The 17,747-nt window shown below is 41.0% G+C and carries 15 protein-coding genes; 4 read left to right on the plus strand and 11 right to left on the minus strand.

Features of this window, described 5'->3' with window-relative positions; all coding sequences use genetic code 11:
* Nucleotides 1-36 precede the first annotated feature (36 nt).
* Together DBR40_RS10995 and DBR40_RS11000 are read right to left on the minus strand one after the other, a co-directional pair.
* On the minus strand, nucleotides 37-372 hold the full coding sequence (locus DBR40_RS10995; RefSeq protein ID WP_124559797.1) for a hypothetical protein: 336 nt from the start codon (nucleotides 370-372) through the stop codon (nucleotides 37-39).
* Between the two features lie 153 nt (nucleotides 373-525).
* Entirely contained in the window at nucleotides 526-924 is a 399-nt protein-coding gene (locus DBR40_RS11000) for a hypothetical protein (RefSeq protein WP_199748319.1), read from the minus strand.
* A gap of 279 nt (nucleotides 925-1,203) precedes the next feature.
* Here DBR40_RS11000 and DBR40_RS11005 point away from each other — a divergent pair, with 279 nt between their 5' ends.
* The gene (locus DBR40_RS11005) at nucleotides 1,204-1,419 is read left to right on the plus strand and encodes a hypothetical protein (RefSeq protein ID WP_124559798.1); all 216 of its coding nucleotides are present in this window, start codon (nucleotides 1,204-1,206) and stop codon (nucleotides 1,417-1,419) included.
* A gap of 100 nt (nucleotides 1,420-1,519) precedes the next feature.
* Here the strand turns inward: DBR40_RS11005 and DBR40_RS11010 are convergent, their stop codons facing one another.
* The 9 genes from DBR40_RS11010 to DBR40_RS11050 form a co-directional block, all read right to left on the minus strand.
* Complete coding sequence (locus DBR40_RS11010; RefSeq protein WP_124559799.1) at nucleotides 1,520-1,816, minus strand: hypothetical protein; 297 nt, start codon at nucleotides 1,814-1,816, stop codon at nucleotides 1,520-1,522.
* 138 nt (nucleotides 1,817-1,954) lie between these two features.
* Nucleotides 1,955-3,232, minus strand: coding sequence for an MFS transporter (locus tag DBR40_RS11015; protein WP_124559800.1), 1,278 nt, complete (start codon nucleotides 3,230-3,232; stop codon nucleotides 1,955-1,957).
* 5 nt (nucleotides 3,233-3,237) lie between these two features.
* A complete protein-coding gene (locus DBR40_RS11020; RefSeq protein WP_124559801.1) occupies nucleotides 3,238-3,468 on the minus strand; it encodes a hypothetical protein in 231 nt (76 codons plus the stop codon).
* A 4-nt stretch (nucleotides 3,469-3,472) separates the two neighbouring features.
* On the minus strand, nucleotides 3,473-4,063 hold the full coding sequence (locus tag DBR40_RS11025) for a TetR/AcrR family transcriptional regulator (RefSeq protein WP_124559802.1): 591 nt from the start codon (nucleotides 4,061-4,063) through the stop codon (nucleotides 3,473-3,475).
* A 476-nt stretch (nucleotides 4,064-4,539) separates the two neighbouring features.
* Nucleotides 4,540-7,671 (minus strand): efflux RND transporter permease subunit, encoded by a 3,132-nt coding sequence (locus DBR40_RS11030; protein ID WP_124559803.1) that lies wholly within the window; start codon nucleotides 7,669-7,671, stop codon nucleotides 4,540-4,542.
* A 28-nt stretch (nucleotides 7,672-7,699) separates the two neighbouring features.
* On the minus strand, nucleotides 7,700-8,791 hold the full coding sequence (locus tag DBR40_RS11035) for an efflux RND transporter periplasmic adaptor subunit (RefSeq protein WP_124559804.1): 1,092 nt from the start codon (nucleotides 8,789-8,791) through the stop codon (nucleotides 7,700-7,702).
* A gap of 10 nt (nucleotides 8,792-8,801) precedes the next feature.
* Nucleotides 8,802-10,073, minus strand: coding sequence for a TolC family protein (locus tag DBR40_RS11040; protein ID WP_124559805.1), 1,272 nt, complete (start codon nucleotides 10,071-10,073; stop codon nucleotides 8,802-8,804).
* 34 nt (nucleotides 10,074-10,107) lie between these two features.
* A complete protein-coding gene (locus tag DBR40_RS11045) occupies nucleotides 10,108-11,478 on the minus strand; it encodes an ATP-binding protein (protein WP_124559806.1) in 1,371 nt (456 codons plus the stop codon).
* Nucleotides 11,478-12,155 (minus strand): response regulator transcription factor, encoded by a 678-nt coding sequence (locus DBR40_RS11050; protein ID WP_124559807.1) that lies wholly within the window; start codon nucleotides 12,153-12,155, stop codon nucleotides 11,478-11,480. The genes DBR40_RS11045 and DBR40_RS11050 overlap by 1 nt, the downstream gene beginning before the upstream one ends.
* Before the next feature lie 159 nt (nucleotides 12,156-12,314).
* Between DBR40_RS11050 and DBR40_RS11055 the strand changes: the two genes are divergently transcribed.
* The 3 genes from DBR40_RS11055 (at nucleotide 12,315) to DBR40_RS11065 (ending at nucleotide 17,742) form a co-directional block, all read left to right on the plus strand.
* A complete protein-coding gene (locus DBR40_RS11055) occupies nucleotides 12,315-12,908 on the plus strand; it encodes an RNA polymerase sigma factor (protein WP_124559808.1) in 594 nt (197 codons plus the stop codon).
* Between the two features lie 100 nt (nucleotides 12,909-13,008).
* Nucleotides 13,009-14,163: a FecR family protein gene (locus tag DBR40_RS11060; RefSeq protein WP_124559809.1), complete on the plus strand. Its 1,155-nt coding sequence runs from the start codon at nucleotides 13,009-13,011 to the stop codon at nucleotides 14,161-14,163.
* A gap of 285 nt (nucleotides 14,164-14,448) precedes the next feature.
* The gene (locus DBR40_RS11065) at nucleotides 14,449-17,742 is read left to right on the plus strand and encodes a SusC/RagA family TonB-linked outer membrane protein (protein WP_158674027.1); all 3,294 of its coding nucleotides are present in this window, start codon (nucleotides 14,449-14,451) and stop codon (nucleotides 17,740-17,742) included.
* Nucleotides 17,743-17,747 lie beyond the last annotated feature (5 nt).

A 17,747-nucleotide genomic window follows, 5' to 3' on the forward strand; every position in this document is an offset into this window, starting at 1 on the left:
AACCAAAAAGTATAAACAATAATATTTAAAGGGATATTATGTGGTAGGTGGCCTTAACAGGCTGGTGGTATAAGCGCCTGGAATAAATAATTGATAGCCAAATACCTTTTTGGATGATATTTTTTTTGAAGCTGCCGCAATAAGCCTGGTTTTGCCCTGCGGTACGCCCAGCGAGAACATGTGGTGCCCGTCAATTTTTTTGAAGGGGAGTTTCATGTCTTCTTCCTGGTCGTTATCGTTAATATCCTGACCAAGGTAGTGCATTTTAATAAAGGTTATTATGCCTATATCTGCATTAAGCTGGTTGTGCTTAATAAAATGTGAAACCAGCTGAGGCACCTTAAGCAGCTCAGAAAATGAGGCATTAAGCATGATAACCGGTAAAAGAAAAATCAAACAGATTTTATTCACGGGGCAAATATAGCCACAGCCGTTTAAATTTAACAGCTATTGCACTATCAAGTATGTTACAAAAACGTATTTTTTTAAGATTATAATAAAAGCAAAATAAGCTTTCGTTTCGATTTACGAACTGTAAATAAGTTTTTTCGCCTCTTTGAGTTTATAACCGTTTTGGTTGGTTAACTCGAGTTTGTCTTTTTTCCAAACGTATTTGCCTTTCTTTCCAGTCCTGATTAAAATCTGGCTTTCTTTGTAATTGGCTAAAAAAACTTCTGCTTTTTTATTATCGCTACTAAAAATGACTGCAGCAATAGCCTTATAGTTTTTTGCCGAATCGATTTGATGCAGTTTTATTTTTTGTTCGAAAACCCTAATGCAATCTTTTTTAAGTACAGAATAGGTGTATCCTGCGGATCCGATACAACCATGTTTATCGCGGTCGGCACCGGTAATTACCTGCGCATAACCAAAGGCAGAAAATAGCATCAGGGCTGTGCTAAAAGCTAATAATTTTCTTTTCATTTAATAGGTCAGATTAGTTTGTCCGTACTCTAAAGGCTTTTCGGGGAACGCCGGTAATAATTTGTTACCGGATTAAAAATAATAAAAAAGAACAAGTAACTCAAACGCAGACCGGAATGGTTAAAGTGAATAAAAAATAGCTGGCAAGCCTGAATGGTTTTAACATGGGTAGAATTGAACAACCGTTTAATGTAAATAGTTTGTTGCTTACTATAATTTAATATTCTGGTTACCTATAACTGGAATCAAATAGGTAAATTAGGATAATTTTAGGAGAACATGGAAAACTACCCAAATTTAGCGAGCGCTGGTGATCTTCCTGATCGAGATTTGGAGATCGTAATCTTTAATGGCACAACAGCAATTGCAGATACTGTGGTTCAGCAAGCAGTATCAGATGATGTTGAGGACCTGGACTATCTTTTGCGCTGCCGCAATAATTTTAGAAATGCAATAGGAATTGCGCGGGGGATATACCAGGCTAAACTGGCTTAGTATATTTTTTTATATCCCGCATTTAGCAATTACTTTTGTTTTATCCTTATCAATTGTAAGGATATGTGACTTTCTGCCTTGCAGATTCTGGTGAAGCCGCTTAATTATGCCCGCGCTCGAGCTGTGAAATCCTGAAAACTTCCCTCGAAATAACAGCAATATTTTCTTTAAGATTTTCGCTGCAGCAATGCAATACGGCTATGGAAATAGTGATTCCGCTAATTTCTTCGCAGAGTTCCATTTGAATGCAGCAACCCTGGATAGGTTCAGTTTTTCCTTTGAGCATGCCGAAAATATTCTTGGCTTCCCTGCGGTCTGTTCCCAGTAAAAATGATCCATAAGTATGGAGCCCAATAGGAACAAGTAGGCTTAAAGTGACTGCATATTTGTTTTCCATTATCTATTCAACGCTTATTATGGTACCCTTCATATCAGAGCGAGAAAAAGATATTAAATATACCAAAAAATGCAAATACTTGTATCAGATCAATTCAACATAGTTTAAAATCGTTACAGTACTTGCATTTTTTCTTTTTTAGGCTATTTCGTGCAATACAGGCTCATCTGCTGGAATTACGGTATTTGTTTTGGCTTTGCTTTTGGCAAGGCTGCTAACCCTCGACATTAAGAGGATGCCGATAACGGAAATAATAACAATGAGATAGCCAACAACATTATAATTTTGCAGGGGGGCACCTTTATTAGGTTGTGTTACAATCAGGCCCGCCACACCAGCAGCAACCCCTCCGGCAATTTGCTGTAAGGAAGAATTTATACTCATAAAGGCTCCGCGATCAGCCATATCGGGTATCGCACTGGTTAAAGCAGAAGAAGGAATCATACGACTCATTACACCCATCATCATTAATATGTTGTAAAATATAACCAGGTAAAACGGGGTAGGGCCAAGACTGGTGTAAACCACACACATAATCATCATCCATATCGATGCAGCTGCAAAGATTTTAAACTTGTCTATCTTGTCACTCAATTTTCCAACAAGGGGCATAATAATTAAAGCACAAATGCCTGATACCATAAACAAAAGCGGGAGTTGTTGAGGAGTAAGTTTGAGATTGTTTACAGCAAATGCACTACCAAAAGGCATCATCATAAAACCGCCAATAGAAAGCAATGCCGTAGCCGTAAAACCAATGCGATAATCTGCTTTGGCAACGGTATGCAGTAAATGTTTAATGGCTGATTTATCGGTTTGTACCAATAAATGTTGTGTTAACGGGCGGAGTTTAGCTGCAATGATTAGGGCAATACCGATACTTAAAGCCGCAATCATCCAAAAAGGTGCTTCCCAGCCCCATATATCGGCTAGGTAAAGACCAATCGGAATACCTAAAACCTGACTGGCGCCGAAACCAATCTGTATAAAACCCATCACGCGGCCACGCTGTTGCAGCGAAAAGATATCGGTTATAATGGCCATGGATATGGAGCCGATTACACCGCCGAAAAGACCGGTAATAATGCGCGCTGCAACAAGTAAGACATAGGTATGTGCCAATCCACAGCAGATAGTACCAATAATAAAACCGATGTAGAAGAATAATAGTAGTTTTTTACGGTCAAATTTATCGGCAAAGCCTGCCGTAAGTAAACCCGAAATGCCGGCACTGAAAGCATAGGCCGAAACAGCGATACCGAAATTGGCGGGTTTAAGGTTCAGCGATTTCATTAATATATCGCCAAGTGGAGACATCACCATAAAATCAAGTATAATGGTAAATTGGGTGATGGCCAGTAAAAATATAACAAGTTTCTGGTAACCGCTAAAGGCTGCCTTAGGTGTATTTTCCATATTTGTTAGGTAAGCTCACAGCATTCGTAGCCGTGGCTGGTAAGTAATTGAATAACCTCTGCATGCGAGAGGGTGTATGATACAATGCGCAGCACACGGTCTATATCTTCGTGGTCTACCGTCCAGGAGTTGATACCCGGGTTGTTGTTCAATAAAGTGCATAGCGATGGATTTGCCATTTCTAAAGTGATATTGGTTTTGAACAACAGGATGTGATCGAAATTTTCGGGATTCATAATCTTATTTTTTAAGTGCTTTTACCACGAGATCAAAGGTTTGCCAAAACACTGCGTCGGTTACCTTAAAAGGGGTGCCGTCTAAACTTTTACCTTCCTGATCGAGGCGGATGAGGTTGTATAGGGGAGCAAAGGCGATAGACCAGTACACATCGAGCGGCATTTTTTCAATTTCGCCACGTTGAATAGCATTGGTCATAAACTTGCCCATTGTTAGTTTAAAGTCGCTAATGGCATCAGAAAGGAGCGTTGGCTGGTAACTAGAGCTGCGCAACTGATCAAAAAACAAGTTCATTTGCGGTTTTTCTTTGGCAAATGCATACCGGTTTTCCCATTGTTTATGAAGCCCCTGCTCGAAAGACATTTCAGGGTTAAAGTCTTTCATAATCCCCTGGGTCATCGATTCTAGTTCTTCGATAGTGATTTTAACAATCAGATCATCACGGTCCTTATAATAAATATATAGCGTAGCTACCGAAATCTGGCAGGCTTTGGCCAGTTTATTCATGCTAAAACCCTCCAAACCATCTTTTACAATCAGTTCGATGGCCTTTTGCTTTACCAGCAGTACTTTTTCTGTATCTCTTAATCTCATGAGGCTTCAAAAATAAATAAATATTCATTCACTTAAAAATTAATAACGAATTATTGAAGATCAGAACAGCAATATATGTGAAAGTTATCTCCTGATTAAACAGCTAAAACCGTAAAAAGTAGACGAAAATGGTTTTTTTGTAGTTTTAATTCTATATATTTAACTCGCAATAAATTAGTTTTGCAAACCAACTATTCCTTATTATATGAATACCACGTCCCCAATGATGCCAAGTGTAAAAACTTGTCCGAAATGCCCCAAGTGTAAGAACCCTGAGACAGATAGGGTGCCGCGTGGGTTTTTATTCAAAACAATATTGCCGTTTATAACGGTAAAGCGATATAAATGCTATAGGTGTTTCAATAAATTTTATGTGATGTAGGAGTTTTCTGGACAATAATTGATTAAAGTTTTAGTTTCGGCCTGGTTGAATATTCATCCAGGCCGCTTGTTTTTAAGCTTATTGGGGGAAAGCCTTAGTTTGAAAATGCTGGCAATTCTGCCTTGGCTTTCTTTTGATAGGCCCAGTAGAAAACGATGGGATATACAAAGAGGTTAAACAAGGTATTGGTAATCAGTCCGCCAATAACTACAATGGCAAGGGGCTTCGAAGCCTCCGACCCGATTCCGGTAGAAAGTGCCGCTGGCATTAAACCAATTGCAGCCATGAGTGCGGTCATTAATACCGGTCTGAACCTGCTGGCTACGCCATCGCGCATGGCATCACTAAAGGTCCAGTTGCTAAGGTGTTTTAATTCAGTAATGTTGCTTTTAAATTTGGTAATTAATATCACGCCATTCTGTACACAGATGCCAAACAGGGCAATAAAGCCAATACCTGCAGAGATGTTAAAGTTTACACCTGCAACTAAAAGCGCCAATATACCACCAATCATGGCAAAGGGTACATTGTTTAGCACCAGCAAGGCATCTTTAATGTTGCCAAATAATACAAAGAGGATAAAAAAGATAAGCAATAAACTAATGGGCACCGCCTGCGATAATCTGGAAACAGCCCTTTGCTGGTTTTCGAAATCGCCGGCCCACTCCAGTTGATAGGTTTTGGGCAATTTAATCTGTGCGTTAACTTTAGCCTGGGCTTCGGCAATTACACTGCCCATATCGCGACCGCGGATTGAAAATTTAATGGCTCCGTAGCGTTTATGTTTGTCGCGGTAAATCATACTGGGCCCGGTTATTTTTTTGATGCTCGAAATTTCGCCCAGTTGTACATTAGAACCAGATAGGGTAGGAATGCGCAGTTTACTGATCGAGCTTTCATCGTTCCTGAAATCTTCGGGGTAACGGATCACCAGATCGAATTTCCTTTCGCCTTCAAAAATCTGTGTAGCTGCTATACCGCCAATAGCCATTTCAATTACGGCATTGGCATCGGCCGTACTTACGCCGTAAAGGGCCATCTTTTTCTGATCGAGATTAATCTGCAGTTCTGGTTGGCCGAGGTTGCGTAGAATCCCTAAATCAGCTATGCCGTCAACCGTTTTAAGGATCTTTTCAATCTTTTCTTCCTCTTTTTCGATATATTCGAAATTTTCGCCAAATAGTTTAACCACAATGCTGCCCTTTACGCCCGAAACTGCTTCTTCCACATTATCCGAAATGGGTTGCGAGAAGTTGAGGCTAATGCCCGGGAAACTTTTTAGCTTCTCCTGCATGCGCTCAATAAGCTGTTCTTTGGTCTGCTTGCGTTTCCATTCTTTTTTAGGGTAAATATCTACATGAAATTCCATGTTGTAAAAGCCGGTTGCATCGGTACCATCGTTAGGGCGCCCAGTTTGCGACATTACCTGTTTTACTTCTTCAAAGCTTAAAAAGATTTTTCGCATCTCGTTTGAGAGTTTTTTGGTTTCATCTAGCGAAATACTTAGCGGACCGGTTGCCCTTACGTAAATAGAGCCTTCATCCAGACAGGGCAAAAATTCGGTACCCAGAAACTTAAAGCTAAAAGCTCCAAGTATCAGCACCATGATGGAGATAGAAAATACCAAACGTTTTTTATCAAAGCATACATCATAAAATTTCAGGGTAGCTTTGGTCATCCAGGTTAAAAAGATATTGTGTTTTTCTTTTACATTCTTTTTTAACAGCAGACTAGCCATAGCTGGTACCAACGTAAAAGTTAAAATTAAGGCACCCAATAATGCAAAACTGAGTGTCCAGGCCAGTGGCGAGAACATTTTGCCTTCCACTTTTTCGAAAGTGAAAATGGGAAGCAGTCCGGTAATGATGATGAGTTTGGCAAATAGGATGCCTTTGCCATTTTCCATGCAGGCTTTTTTGATGAAACCAAGCTTGCTCATTTTATTAAAGCGTGCCATACCGACCTTTTTCGCCCGCATATCGAGGGCTACAAAAATGCCTTCGACCATTACTACCGCACCATCAATAATAATCCCGAAATCGATGGCACCCATTGAGAGTAAATTGGCTGGCATGCCCTTTATTTTTAGACAGATAAAGGCAAAAAGCAAAGCCAGCGGAATAATGATGGAGACAATGAGCGTAGTGCGCCAATCGGCCATGAAAAGGAAAACGATCAGGGTTACGAATAAAATCCCTTCGAGCATATTGCCCATTACGGTATGTACAGAATAGTTAACGAGGTCTTCGCGATCGTAAAAAGGTTTGATTTTTACATCTCCCGGCAATAGGTTTTGGTTAATGTCGTTTATTTTTTCTTTTAGCCGGGCAATAACTTCGCTCGGATTGCCTCCCTTACGCATCACCACAATACCTTCTACCACGTCGGGGTCCTGGTCTCTGCCCACCTGGCCCAAACGAGGCAAGGCCGATTCGGCTACACTGGCAATGGTTTTTACGTAAACAGGAGTGCCGTTTATGTTATCAACTACTACATTTCTAATTTCATCGATATTGTTTAACACACCAATACCACGTACCACATAGGCTTGTCCGCTTTGTACAATTACATCGCCACCCACATTGATATTGCTTTTAGAAACTGCCTCGAAAAGCTCAGTCGCACTTACACCATATTGTATGGCTTTTTGCGGGTCGACGGTAATCTGGTAGGTTTTAACTTCGCCACCAAAACTAACTACATCGGCAATGCCCGAAACCGATAAGAGTTCGCGTTTAACCACCCAATCCTGCAGGGTTTTCAGTTCGCGTACTGATACTTTATCGCTGGTAAGGGTATAACGGAAAATCTCGCCTGTTGGGCCATAAGGTGGCTGCACTTCGGGTTGTATACCATCGGGCAGATCGGCTTCATCCAAATGGTTGTTTACCTGCACCCTTGCAGCGGCGTAATCTACATCGTCTTCAAAACTGACTTTAACAATTGATAATCCAAATAGCGATGAAGAACGGATGCTGGTTCGCTTTTCTGTTGGGTTCATGGCAATTTCGAGCGGTCTGCTCACAAATTTCTCTACCTCTTCGGCGCTTCTACCAGGCCATTGGGTAATAATGGTGATGTTGGTATTGGTTACATCCGGAAATGCATCGATAGTGGTATGCTTAAAGCTGAAATAGCCTGCCAGGATAAGGATAAAAGTGGCAAAAAAGATAAAGTATTTATTCTTCAAGGCAAAGCCTATGATGTTTTTAATGAATTTATTCATTTAGGAAAAGCTTAATGATGAAAAAATCTTACTGCGCTTTAAGGCTTTCGAACAGAAAAACCTGTTTCGAGGCAATTACACGGTCGCCGGCATCGATACCCTTTTTGACGTAGATTTTATCGGCGGTTTTGTGCCCGATTTCTATTTCGCGGATATGTACTTTGTTTGTGGCATCCAGCAAAAGCACATAATTTTTGTTTTCGTCGAAAATAACAGCGCGCGAGTTCACCACAGGCAAATCTACACCCGAACTGGCCGATACTTTAACCGTGCCAAGCATGCCCGGTTTTAACAAAAAGTTTGGATTGGCAATTACCACCCGCGCGTTCATCACCTTGCTGTCCTGATCTACCAGGTTGTATATTTTCTCGATCTTGCCGGTAAAAATCTGGTCGGGGTAGGCCAGGGTAGACAGGTTAACTGCATTGCCAGGCTGTACGCGCGAAATGTCTGATTCGTAAATGTTGATCATTGCCCAAACACTCGATAGGTCGGCAATGGTGAACAAACTTTTGTCGTTATCGCCGCGCAGCTGCATGTTTTCGGTCACGTTTTTTTCGATAATAAAACCGCTGATAGGCGATTTGATAGCATACGAGCCATTTTTGCTGCCGCCATTAAGCTTAAGTACGGCAGTAGCCCTTTTAAGTTCGGCTTGTTTTATCTGGTATTCGTTTTTAGCTTCTTCGAGCTCTTTTGCTGATGATAAGCCACTTGCGTAAAGTTGTTCGGCCTGTTTTAAAGCGCGGTTTGCACTGCGCATCTCGGCGCCGGCCGATACTGCTTCCTTATCAAAACCGGCCATTTCTGCACTGTTTACCCGCGCCAGTAACTGTCCGCTGCTTACCCGGTCGCCCAGCCTTACATTTACCTGGTTTACTGTACCGCTTACCATAGGAAAAAGCTCCGACCGACGTTCTTCGTTGGCACTGATCTTGGCCGAGAAAATAATTTCGGTTTTGCCGCTGGCTTGTTGTACGGTATCAATAAGCAAACGTTGAAGTAAAGAATCGGTTATGGTAAATTTTTCTTTTTGGGCTTCGGTTTTATGTTCGCTACAGGCCATACTTAAACCTAAAAGCAGAAAAATGATCACTTTTATTAAGTTTTTGTTCATCATATCGGGTACGTTATTTAAAAATATTGGTGCCGGTTACATAGTTGAGTTCGGCCCTTGAGTTCATTTGTTCCAGTTGTAGTTTGTTTAGCTGGAGTGTATTGGCTTTGTAGGCGTCGTACAGATCAAGGAATTCGATTAAACTGATATTCCGCTCTTTAAAGTTTTTAATCAGTCCGGAAATGAGCTTGTTAAAATCGCTGCTAAAAGCCGGATCGATATCTTTTAACAATTTTTCATTGCGTATTGCTGTGCGATAGGCATTAAAAACGTCGTTTTCTAGTTGTAGCTCTTGTTTTTGAATGTTGGCATTGGCAGCATCAATTCCGATTTTGGCTTTTTTAATTTCACCCTGGTTCCGGTTAAAGAGGGGGATTGGGATTTTTAATCCTAGTCCCGTATATTTTTCAGGGTAATTACCTTTAAGATCATAGCTCAGCGATATTTCTACATCAGGGACGGCCATGGCCTTTTGGAGTTTAAGGTTTACCTCGTTATACTCAAGATTGGTTTTGGCGAGTTTTAAATCGTTGCGGTTTAAACGCGCCGAATCGAGTAACTGGCTGTAAGGCAACTGTTCGGCTGTCAGGTGTTCAATGGCTTCAGTATTTAAAACAAGGGCAAGCGGGGTAACTGTATTAATGCCACACAGCAGTTTAAGGTCTTTGTAATTGTCTTCCAACTCATTTAAAAGACCAGCCAGTTCTGCCTTTAGCCCGATGAGCAATGATTTGATTCTGATTACATCTTTATTGGCTACATTACCCATCTTCAGTTGTAACTCGTACGCCTTTAAAAGTTGTTCGGTAGAACGGATCTGCTCCTGGTATACTGCAACTGATGAAGCTGAAAAATAGCTTTTGTAAAAGGTACTGCCTAGTTCAAATTTCAGGCTGCGAAGTAAATCAAAATATTCAAGTTCAGCCAGTTTAGTGCCCGTTTGCGCCAGCTTAATGTTTTTATTGCGCTTGCCAGCTAGTTTTACCAATTGCGATAGTGAGGCTGCATACTGCCCGTATTGGTAGGAGGTTTGTAAGAATTTTTTGGTTTCGTGATTGTAAAACAGATTTTCGTACTGGAGTTCAGGATTATCAAACAATTTGGCTGTTATTACATCCGCCCTGGCACGCTCTACATCGTAACCAGCAGCAATTAAATCGTAATTTCGGGTTAAAAAAAACTGTTCTGCTTGTTTAAGATTTAGTTTTAAGGTATCGGTTTGGGCAAATGAAGCCTGCGTAGCCAATACCCAAAAGGATAGGAACAAAAAGTAAATTCTTCTCATTCGGCAAAGCTATTTTTGCTGGATTAAAGCGGAATTAAATCGAAATTAAAACGGGATTAATTCGGGGCAGCGTGATAATAAAGGTGCATCCAGTACCTGTTTGTTGACTGATTTCGATTGATCCTTTAAAAAGATCGATGATTTTCTGAGCCATGTAAAGGCCCATGCCTTCGCCTTCAAAACCCATAGTTTTTGCCTTGCTGTAAAAAGGTTTAAATATTTCAACTTGTTGTGCAAGTGGAATACCAGGACCTTTATCACTGATGTAAATTTGGAATGAACCACCTTTATCGCTAAGCAGGGCTTTAACTTCCTGACCCTGCGAAAATTTAAAAGCATTGGCAATCACATTGTCAAGGGCAATTTGGAGTAAAACAGCATTAGCCAAAATCAAAGCTTCCTTTTGTTTGATGTTTTTCTGTACAATGAAATTAAGTTGTTTCTGGTTTTTCCAGTCTTGACTGATTTTATCGAGCAAAGTATCCAGATCAATGGGCGAAAGCTGCGAATTAATCAATTCGAGATCCATTTTGGCTAAAGCCAGCAAACCGGTAATGATATGATCCATTTTTTCGGCATCCTCTACTGTTTCGGCAAGAGCTTGCTGATAATCGGTGGTAGCCCTTTCTTTCACCAGCGCCAGCTCGGCACGCATCATCATCCGGGTAATGGGGGTTCTCAGCTCGTGCGAGGCATTGGCTACAAAGGTTTTTTGCAGGATAAAAGCATGTTCGAGTTCTTCCATCAGGTGATTAAAACTCTGTGCAATAAGGTTAATTTCGTCTTTATTGTGGGTTACTGCTACGCGGGCTTCCATGTTTCCCGATCCGATTTGCTGTACCTCCTGCATAAACCGGTTTAAGGGTTTCAGCATTTTTTCGGCAATCCACCTGCTTAGCAATAAAAGAATAACCGAAATAAAAACGAAAACAACGATCATGATTTTGAGCAGTTTGGCAAGCCTGTTGTGCGAGCCCTGATCGTTGGCTGAAACCAGGATCACAAAATCGCCCTGGTTATCACGGTAATAAATGCCTACTACCTGGCGTTCGCCATCTGTGTATTGCAAACGCCCAAGTTTGCGTACTTTTTCAATGGTTTCTTTGGTCCAGTATTGAGCTGAATCGCCAATAAAAGTGGCCCTGTCTTTTCCATCGTAAATCCTGATCACCTCGCTATTGAGTTTCTGCAGGTATTGGTGGCGCACTTTGCTTACGGCATCGCGGCTAATCTCGTCGGCCTCAAGGTAAAGTTTGGCCGTAACCATCGTACGGTCGGTAAGGCGCTCAAAAAAATCGGCCTTTAAAAACCTCATAAATGTGAAATAAATTACGCAGAGCACAGCCAGCAGCATCGCAGTACTGATTAGCGTAAAGTAAAGTGCAATGCGGTCTTTTATTTTCATTATTTAAGGATATAGCCCATGTTAATTTTGGTATGGATCAGTTTCCGGTCAAAGCCCTTTTCAATCTTGTTCCTTAAAAAATTAATGTACACATCAATTACATTGGTACCCGTTTCAAAATGAACATCCCAAACTTTTTCGGCGATGTACTGCCGCGATAAAAGTCTGTTGGGATTTTTTAAAAAGAGCTCCAGCAGTGTAAATTCTTTGGCACTTAGTGTTATTGGCTGGCCATTTCGGGTTACGCTTTTGCTCCGCATGTCTAGGCAAAGGTCTTCAAAACACAGTTGTTCTGCTGCTTTTATAGTTTTACTACGCTGTCTTCGCAGCAATGCCGAAACCCTTGCCAAAAGCTCTCTGAGGTGAAAAGGTTTAACCAGATAATCGTCTGCACCGATATGGAGGCCGTTTACCCGGTCTTCAACAGTGCCCATTGCGGTAAGCATTAAAATTGGGGTGTCATCGCCTTGTTCGCGAATGTATTTGCAGAGTTGGAGGCCATTTAAACCCGGCATCATGATATCGAGGATAAGCAGATTGAATTCGCCCGGCAGAAACAGGTTACGGGCCTCGTTACCGTTATTTACGGTGAGTACTTCGTAGCCGCTTTCTTCAAGTGCAGATTGGAGCAGTGCGGCAATTTTCGGATCATCTTCGGCTATGCCAATTTTTTGCATAGGGCAAAAATAACGATACCATCTTAAAATGAGATTAAAAATAGTTTGCGGTACATTTAGCAGCACAGGTTAAGTTGGTATTAATCGTTCTTACTACGTTATTGCATCAATTTACACTCCATTATTTTATATTTTCTTCTATATTCGTTTTTATAAACTATGCCATCCCTAAGCCATGTACCAGATCACGAACTGATCTTGCTGATTAACCAGGAAGAGGAACAGGCATTTACCGAAATTTACAACCGCTACTGGGAAAAAATGGCATCATATGCCGTGCGGCTAACCAAATCTGAGGAGGAGGCAGCCGATATTGTACAGGAAATTTTTGTATCGATCTGGAACAGAAGGATTACCTTGGTGATTAAAAGTACTTTAGGCGCTTATCTCATCCGCAGTACTCGCAATTTATGTTTAAGGTATATCGAAAGAAATATCCACACCGATAATTTTTTAGATAAAATAACCGAACAAGCTGTAGATAACAGCCTGAATATTGAAGAAAGTATTTCGTTAAAAGAATTACAGGAGAATATTGATTTGGGGATTGCCAAATTGCCAAAAAAAATGCGGGAGGTTTATCTTCTAAGTCGCGATGAGCAACTGTCGTACCGCGAAATAGCAGAAAAACTCAATATTGCTGAAGGAACTGTTAAAAAACAAGTAAGCAATGCGCTTAAAATAATCGCGGACTCGTTAAACGGGAAACTTTCGGCCACCATGATGGCTATATTTTTACATCTTTTAAAGTGATAAAAGGCCTTTTTTTATTTTTTTAAAAATAAATCTACCACCAAAACGGTTTTTTCGGAATATACATTTGTAAGGCACGCTCAATGCGCTTCAAAACCCTATGAAAACCGAACAGGTAAAACAATTAATACAGCATTATTTAGATGGAACTGCTTCGGCTAAAGAAACCCATTTGGTTGATTCTTTTGTGGAGCAGCAACTATTAGAAAATAACTGGTCTGCTAATGACGCGCAAAAAGCAGCTTTTGGTAAAAAGCTGAAAGCACGGATTGATGCCGAACGGTTAAAGGAGCAAGAACTTAGTGAAAATTTGCGATTAAGGCCTAAAACAATTACCCGGCGTCTTTGGATTGTTGCCGCTTCGGCAGCAGTTTTGGCCCTGTGTGTAATAGGTGGCTTGTTTGCTGTAAAGAACAGGAGTGAAGACCGCTCGGAACGCTACGCCAATGATGTAGCACCTGGTGGTAACCGAGCTGTTTTAACACTTGCTGATGGCCGCAAGATAGATTTAACCGACAGTAAAACTGGCGAACTGGCTACTACAAATGGCCTTAGTGTTAAAAAGGCTGCAAACGGCCTGCTGGTTTTTTCGGTTATCAATAATGGCGGTGCAAATGATGAAGGTAAAAACAACAGTATAACAACCCCGGCAGGCGGACAATATCAGGTAAACCTGCCCGACGGTACATTGGTATGGCTGAATGCAGAAACGAAATTCAGTTTTCCAAGCCATTTTAACGGGAAAAACAGGCAGGTAGAACTTGATGGAGAAGCTTATTTTGAAGTAAGCAAAGATAAAAAACACCCTTTTATTGTTAAAAGCAGTAAGCAAGAGGTAGAAGTTTTGGGTACGCACTTCAATATTAACAGTTACGATGCAAGCCTGGGTACTAAAACAACACTTTTAGAAGGCTCGGTAAAAGTAAGGGGAGCAGGTGACGAAAAAATAATTGCCCCTGGCGAGCAGTCAATGTTATATGCCAACAAGATTGAGGTAAATGCGGTAGATCCGGCATTGGCCATCGATTGGAAAAACGGTGAGTTTCGGTTTAAGAACGAGCGTTTACCAAGCATCATACAGAAACTATCAAGGTGGTATGGTGTTCAGTTTGTAATGAATATCAGTTCTGAGCAAATGCCTTCTTTTTCGGGGTCGGTATCGCGTTTCGATAACATTTCTGAAGTGCTTAAAATGCTCGAAGAAACAGGAAGTATTAAATTTTATATAAACGGTAAGGTGGTAACCGTAAAGTAATACCATTAACAGCCTTAACCACACTGTTTATTAATAAAAATAAATCAACTAAAACCAGAAAAAAATGAAGAAACCACTACCGGAGCAGCGTTAATAACACAATAGGTTTAGAAGAAAAACCATGGAAGTGTTGGAAGCACAACCATGGCTATATCTGAGTTAATCCTTTAAAAACGAATTCTGAGGTCCATTTACGCATTAACCCAAACAAACGAAAGTATGAATATTTATCCTTTTTATCAAGGAAGGCATCTGGCGTGCCTTCCTAAAAAAATCCTGTTTATTATGAAACTCACCATCATCATCATGACGACCTTACTCATGCATGTTAGTGCCAGTAGTTTCTCGCAAAAACTTACCTATGCGGCTAAAAACATAACCGTAGATCAGGTTTTTAAAGAAATAGAAAAGCAAACCAACTATAGAGTATTGTATGCCACCAGTACGCTGAACGACGCAGCGAAGGTGAGCGTAAACTTTAAAAATACACCGCTTAAAGACGTAATTGAATACCTGTTAAAAGACCAGCAGTTAACCTATAACATTGAGCAGAACACCGTACTGATTAAGAAGCAGGAGCGCTCATTTATCGATAAAATTGCTTCGGTTTTTACTTCCTCGCGCTTTAATGGCAGAATTGTAGATGAAAATAATAGTCCGCTTGTTGGTGCAACCATTACTGTTAAGGGCAGTAAAAAATATGCCGTAAGCGGATCAACCGGATCATTTGTGCTTGACCTGGAAGAAAATGATGTGCTGGTTATTTCTTACATCGGTTACGAAACCAAAGAACTGAAAATATCACGGGGCTTATTGCAGAGTGGCGTAGCCAGTTTACTGGATATTAAATTGAGTCCGGCTGCCTCTTCATTAGATCAGGTGCAGATAATTGGCTATGGGAGCACCACCAAACGCAATAATACAGGTGCTGTAAGTTCGATTACCGCTGAGGAAATTGGTAAACAAACTGTAGAAAACCCACTGTTGGCTTTGCAAGGGCGCATTGCAGGCGTGCAGGTTACGCAAGACAATGGTTTGCCAGGTGCAGGCGCGAGGATGAACATTCGTGGTGCTTACAGTGGCGTATCAGGTGCAGGGTATATTCCATTGTACATTATTGATGGGGTTCCTTTTACTTTATTTAACGGGGCACAACCGGCCACCGATAACCTGAATGCAAACGGAGTAAGCGCTGCAAACGGTGGTGTGAGTCCGTTTAGTATCATTGCACCTGAAGATATTGAGCGGATCGATATCTTGAAAGATGCCGATGCAACAGCTATTTATGGTTCGCGCGGATCGAATGGCGTGGTATTGATTACCACTAAAAAAGGTAGTAAAGGTAAAACAGCCTTTAACTTTAATGTAAATTCGGGCGTAAGCAATGTGGCCAACTACATTCCGATGATGAATACGCAGGAATATCTGGCAACCCGCAGGGCTGCCTTTGCGCGCTCGGGTGTTACCCCAACAGCTGCCAATGCATTGGATTTAACTGTTTGGGATCAAAATGCCTATACTGACTGGCAAAAGTATTTTATTGGTCATACAGGCCATACTACTAATGCAACAGGATCAGTTTCAGGCGGAAATGCACAGAATTCTTTCTTGTTTTCTTCAACTTACCGCAAGCAAAGCACCGTTTTTGAAGGCGATTTTGGCGCAACTACTTTTTCGAGCAGGTTAAATGCTGGACATAAAAGCAGCGATGGCCGTTTTAATATAGATGGTTCGGTAAACTATACCTATATGAAAAATCTTTTGCCATCTACCGATTTGAGTACCATTTACAACCTGGCACCTAACTATCCTTTGTACAACGCCAATGGCAGTGTAAACTGGACCAACACCAGCCCGCTTTCGTACAACCCTAAAACAACCAATGCACAAACCACCAATTTGTTTAGCAACGTAAACCTGTCGTATCGCATCATTGATGGTTTGGTGGTTAAAGCCAATTTGGGTTATACTTCAACCCGTTTAAAACAGCAACAAATTAATCCTGCCAGCTCGCAAAACCCGGCAACGGCTCAAGTAAGCTCTTTAAGATACACCGATAACGACAACAACAATTACATTATCGAGCCACAAGCGGTGTACACCACTAAAATTGGCGAAGGTAATCTGGAAGCTTTAATTGGTACCACTTTTCAGCAAACTAAAGCAACCGGAATCTTTTTAACCGGTACAGGATTCAACAACGAAAAACTGATCAACTCTTTGGCCAGTGCTTCGTCGGTAGTTACCTCTTACAGTGCAGATGCAATATATAGCTACACCGCAGTATTTGGCCGTTTAAACTACAACTGGCAAGGTAAATACATTGTAGATGGTACGTACAGAAGAGATGGTTCTTCGCGTTTTGGTGGTAACAATAAATTCGGGAACTTTGGTGCAGTAGGGGCTTCGTGGATTTTTACCCAGGAAGATTTTATGAAAGATCTTGGTTTTTTAAGCTTTGGTAAATTAAGGGCCAGTTATGGTATTACAGGTAACGATCAGATTCCGAATTATGGATACCTATCACTTTATACGTCAACTGGTTCAAGCAATGTTTACGATGGCGTAAGTACTTATGTTCCCGGTAATATTCAAAACCCCGATTTAAAGTGGGAAACCAACAAGAAACTGGACATCGCGGTAGAATTGGGTTTCTTAAACGACAGGATTTTGTTAAAGGCAGATTATTACCGCAACCGCGTTTCTAACCTGTTAAATTTCATTACCATTCCTTCGCAAACAGGTTCAACAGGTTATACCGCTAATTTAGACGCTACGGTACAAACTAAAGGTTTTGAATTTGAGCTGAACACGATTAACGTAATTGCGGGTGATTTCAAGTGGAATACCAACCTGAATTTAACCATCAGCCGGAATAAATTACTGGCTTTTGATAATCTGGAAAATACCTTTTATGCCAGCTCTTACATTATCGGACAACCAACTGATATCAGAAAATTTTATAAATACACAGGTGTTAATCCAGCTACAGGCTTGCCAACTTACCAGGATTTAAACGGCGATGGCAGCATTAGTTTTGCCGGCGACAGGTATGTGGGCTATTATGGTCACCCTTACTTTGCAGGTATGAACAACAGCCTTAGCTATAAAGGTTTTGCACTCGATTTTATGTTCCAGTATAACCACCGCTATGGAGTATTAAATTCGACATTAAGTTCGAATCCGGCTGGTTTTAACTATACCAATATGAGTACCGCCTTGTTAGATCGCTGGGGAGCTGTAGGCGATGTGGCACTTTTCCCTGCGGCTACTACTGTTAACGATCCATCGTACGGAAACCTAACTTCTTCTGATATTAACTGGGGCGATGCTTCTTACTTAAAATTAAAAACGGTAAGCTTAAATTATACGTTTCCTAAAGCTTTGGCCAGCAAGTTAAAATTGTCTAACCTGAGTGTTTACGTGCAGGGACAAAACCTTTACACCTGGGCCAAGCAGAAATACACTTACGATCCTGAAACTACATTACCTGGCACAGGGCCTGGTTTAGGTACAGGCCAGTACATTGCTTTCCCGCAGGTGCGCACTATTGTATTCGGTTTAAACTGTTCATTTTAATCAAG

The sequence above is a fragment of the Pedobacter sp. KBW01 genome (assembly GCF_003852395.1).
In the GTDB taxonomy this organism is placed as follows: Bacteria; Bacteroidota; Bacteroidia; order Sphingobacteriales; family Sphingobacteriaceae; genus Pedobacter.